At 48.3% G+C, this 4,839-nt stretch carries 2 protein-coding genes; both read left to right on the top strand.

Annotation, left to right across the window (positions count from 1 at the left end):
* Positions 1–76 precede the first annotated feature (76 nt).
* Positions 77–1,429 (top strand): type VI secretion system ImpA family N-terminal domain-containing protein, encoded by a 1,353-nt coding sequence (locus CAG65_RS10675; RefSeq protein ID WP_161453611.1) that lies wholly within the window; start codon positions 77–79, stop codon positions 1,427–1,429.
* A gap of 34 nt (positions 1,430–1,463) precedes the next feature.
* Positions 1,464–4,839 (top strand): type VI secretion system membrane subunit TssM (gene tssM, locus CAG65_RS10670; protein ID WP_161453610.1); only part of this gene is annotated, 3,376 nt, incomplete at its 3' end.

Genomic DNA, 4,839 nt, shown 5'->3' with positions numbered 1-4,839 from the left:
CAACAAAAATAAAATTAGGTAAGGCTAATGTATTTATATTAATAAAAGCTAATAACATCAGTTTGGTAGGGTTTATATGTACTTCTCGGATTTTGCTCGTCGACCGATAGATCATGAGCATCCCAGTGGCATTAATCCAAACGGCCTAGAAGAATTTGACGAAATTAAACGTCAAATCAACAACATCAACAAAGTTACTGGCCGTGTTTCATGGAAAAAAGTGGAAGAACTATCAAAACAGGTTCTGACACAACATGGAAAGGATTTTCGCTGCGCGTGTTACTTCGGTGTCGCTGCCACCAATAATCATGGCCTGAAAGGCCTGGTAGAAGGTCTTAACGCCATCTACGATTTATGCGTGGTGTATTGGCACTCCGGCTACCCGACGGAAGACAAGGCCAATGCCCGCATGTCTTCCATCGAGTGGTTTGTCGAATACGCGGAACGTCGCCAAAAACACATCAATCCTTCTGAGCAGGATCTGCCTCTTATTGAGGCAGGGCATCGATTGACCCTCAAGATAGAAGAAGAGCTGCGTCTGCACTACGGTATCAAAGCCCCCTCTTTAGGCGCGATTCGACGCATTTTTACGCAGTGGATTGAACAGCTCAAAACCGAAATGGCTAAGCGAGAAGAAGCCGTCAAACAACAAACCGCTTCTGTTGCTCAGCCAGTCCCTGCACCTCGCTCGCAGCCTATGATGAAGATGGATGTTTCACCCTCTCCATCACCGACATCTGCGACTCCAGTGAACGTCTCACCCTCTGTGGCTTCAGAGCCAGAAAAAAAGCGCTCAGGAATGGGTTTCTTCATGGCAGCGTTAGCCGTGGTGGTTCTTGTTGCTCTGTTTAGCCATTTTGTTTATCAGGACAGAAGAGTTGAGGCAATGAAGACGCAAATAGAGATTGCGTCGATCAATCAGTTGGTACCTCTGGCCAATGCCATCAAGCTTGAAGACAATTCCACGAAACAAGCCATCAAAGATACGCTATTGCAACGCGTATCCGCGTTGGTAAACAGCTGGGATCTCGACCCTATCCGCGTCAGTCAAATTGATGACATCGGTAGCGTCACACAAACCGTCACTGAACTGTACCCCGATTCATCATCGGCACAGTCTCTGTCAGCAACATTCGAACAGAGCCGCGCGGACCTGGAAGCGGAGTATCAGAAACTCAGCGCCGAGTTCAAACAAGCACGCACCGTATTTGCAAACGCCAAGGCGAAAAACAACGACAAAGCCAGTATAGAAAGAGCCTACCGTTACAGTAATACCCTCTTCCCTTTACTGGGCCGCATTGAATATGCCGCTCAAAATCAAATGCCGGAAGAAGTCGCAAAGTCTCAGCGTTTACTGAATATCTATCAACACAAACTCAATGAGTTAAAAGTGGAGCTGCAACAAGAACAGTCCGCCACCGCTCAATAACTATATACAACAACGTCAGAACGAAACTTAGATTATGTTCAAAAAGAATTTGGTTAGGAACCCAGTGTTTTTATCAACACTGTTGGCATTGATTGGGGTAGCGATCACCCTGACGGTGTATTTTGTCTGGTTTGCAGAAAGCAGTGCCTGGTACTTATACGGACCTTTGGCTGCGATTTTGGTCATCTACGCGACTTTCAACACAATTCTGTGGGTGAAGAAGCGCCGTCAACAAAAATCACAACAACTGGAAACCGAAGAAGAAACGCTGTCGATGGTGTTGCGTCCGTTGCTTCAGCGGGCCAGTAAAAAGTCGATTTACCTGATTTTGGGTAATAAGTCTTCCGGTAAAGCCCAGTTTCTGCACACTTCTAACGCGATAAAGCCGATGGACCGCCCCAACACCATCAAGAATGATTTCTTTGAATGGTACGAGTCCGACTCTGCTATCTACATCAAACCAGACCGCCGTCTGGTTTTTCAGGAAGTATCCAGTGCGGATTCCGCGCTGTGGCATACATTGGTCAATGAAGTCATCCGACTCCGTCCACGTAAACCGTTCAGTGGCTGTCTGTTTTTCATCGACTTTGAGTTTCTGATTGTCCATGAAGACGAACAGGTCGACTACACCCTGACCGCACTGTTACAACGTTTGGAATACATTGGTCAGGAAACGGCGGCCGCCATTCCTCTTTATCTGGTGATGTCGAAACTGGATAAACTGGATGGATTTAAAGAATATGTGCACTTCAGTCCACTGAAAACAGCGATCGAGTACCTGAGCATTCCATTGAAAGATGCAAAAGGTGCGATGATCGACTACTTCAATGACAGTTTCACCAATCTGGTCAAAGTGATGGAGTCCAACGCACTGGATTCGTCCTCTCACTCCAACAATGTGGATGAGAAAAAAGCCATTCTGGCCTTTCCTAAGCAATTCGAGTTGTGTCAGGGAGAAGTACGTAATGTGGTCGAGCGTCTGAATAGTCTCAATCACGGCAGTTACTGTCTGGATATTCGAGAGGTGTTCTTCAGCTCCAACTTACAAGGTGGTAGAAAATACAACTTGCTGGCCAAAAGTTGCAGTAACTATTTCAACCTGCCAATTATCGCGTCGGAGCACTCTCACCTAAGTGAAACTCCGTATTTCACCCGCTTCCTGGTTGAATCGCAGATTCTGCCAGAAGCCGATTTCGCCGGCGAGAACAAGACCTACTTGCGTCGTATCCAACGTCACAGCTACCTGTCAATGGCTGCGAGTGTCGCGATCATTCTTGGCGGCGGCTATCTGTTGTTCCAGGTGCTGGACAGTAACCTGAATGTGATGAACCAGATGATTGGGGTAGAAGGCACAGAAGAAAGCGACGATCAAGTATCCTCGTTCAATGCTCAATTGCTGAATGCCAACCAGTCTATCGCTCCGTCTTACGCGGCGTGGCTAACTGGTAACCAGGCGTTGGACCAAGAGCTATCGACGATGAAGATCAGCCGTTTGGAAGACACGACTAAACTGGCCTACAACACTCTGCTGGATGGTATCTCAACGAACCTGATGCCTGTCATTGAAAAAGGCTACCGTCTTGAGTTAACCAAAGTACAAGACAAACCTACTCGTGCTCTGCCGCTGCTCAAAGGCTACCTGATGCTGAAAGATCCAGCCAAGCGCGACATGGCGTATCTGCGTAAGAAAACCGAGTTAGTGGTCAGCTCACTGACGGGCAGCAACGAGATGACGGCACAAACCATGGCGTATCTTGATGCCTACTTCCGAACGCAGTTTGCCCCGGTTAATATCAATATGGATCTGGTACGGGCGACACGTCGACAACTGCTGTCCAACTCGAACGTCGATCTCGTTTACGCACAGATGCTGGATCAGGCAGATGAAATCGATCTGGGTACGTTGGATATCGAACGCGCCGTTGGCTTCGATTTTACTAACGTCTTCAACGACAGTGTCGACGAAAACCGTCTGACCATCAGCAAAGTGTACACCTCCACCGGTTTCACCACGTTCTATCGCCCACGTGTGGATCTGATGTCGAAGAACGTCATCGCCGACAACTGGGTGCTGGGCTTGTCAGATAACGTCATCCCGACCCAGCAGGAACAAGACAGCTTCAAAGAGCAGGTACGTAAGAAATACACCGATGACTACATCAGTTATTGGCGAAATGCGCTCAGCGAGCTGAAAGTGAAGCGATACAACAACATTGGTGATTTAACCAATGCCATCGATTTGATTTCGGGTCCGTCATCACCGATGACTACCGTTCTGAAGCAGGTGTATACCAATACACAATTCTCTCCTACTGGTGATAAGACCGAACTGCTGAAAAACAAAGCGCCTCTGTTGAATGATGCTGTGGAAGCGGCAAAAGGTGCGGCAGAAGACGTTGTCCAGCCAGATTACCTGCTGATGTCGCGTGTAGAACAAGCGTTCCGCCTGCTGAACCAACTGCAAGTTAACGAGACGCCGAACTCCCCTACCCCTTGGGAAGAGACCATTACCGCTCTGAGCCAGGTGCGCTCTTACGTTAAAGATATTGCCGACTCACCGGATGCCCAAATGGCCGCCCTGGCCGCAACGCGCAAACGGATGAACAGCTCGGAAGCCGATCCGCTGATCCGTCTCAAACAGATCGCTCAAAAGTCACCAGAACCGGTGCGTTCTTGGCTGATGGACATCGTCAACCAAACTTGGTCTGTTATGATTACCGAAGCATCTCAGGGGATTCAAACCAAGTGGTATAGTGAGGTTTACAGTAAATTTAAAGAGATTGGCCTCAACAAGTATCCGTTCGATCTCACCGCAACCGACGAGATCTCTCTTGAAGACTTTGAGCTGCTGTTCGCTCAGGGTGGCATCATGGATACCTTTATCCAGCAGAACTTCGCTCCGTTCTACGACACCAACCTGTGGACACCGAAACGTGTCGACGGTGAGGTCATGCCATTATCGCCAGAACTGCTGGTTCAGTTGAAAAACTACAACGTGATTCGCGATACCCTGATCAATAAGAGTACCAACCGCTTCTATATTCCGTTCAGTGCTAAAGTTCTGGATCTGGACTCCAGTGCTATACGCGCCACAATTAAGGTTGCCGACACCAGCATTAACTATTATCAGGGGCCAAGCTTGGTGAAAGAGCTGCAATGGCCACCACAAAGCGGCGATTTCAGCGTCAGCATCACCATCCAGGATGTGACGGATGAGGGTAAGCAGCACGTATTGAGCAAAAATGGTCAATGGGCGGTGTATCGTCTTCTGGGCAGCTCGACATTAACAAATTCCCACAATGGTAGCTTCGTCAGTGATATTAAAGTGTCTGGCCGCGATCTCCGTATGCGCATTACTCCGCTCACGCAGAAGAATCCGTTTACGTTGCCTGAGCTGTACAACTTTACGT

The sequence above is a fragment of the Vibrio sp. V39_P1S14PM300 genome (assembly GCF_009904765.1).
Lineage (GTDB): Bacteria > Pseudomonadota > Gammaproteobacteria > Enterobacterales > Vibrionaceae > Vibrio > Vibrio proteolyticus.
This window is presented reverse-complemented; position numbering and strand designations above follow the sequence as displayed.

Bases quoted from the DNA above. Each gene is read 5' to 3' on its own strand.
- CAG65_RS10675 (WP_161453611.1), top strand. From the start codon at position 77: ATGTACTTCTCGGATTTTGCTCGTCGACCGATAGATCATGAGCATCCC.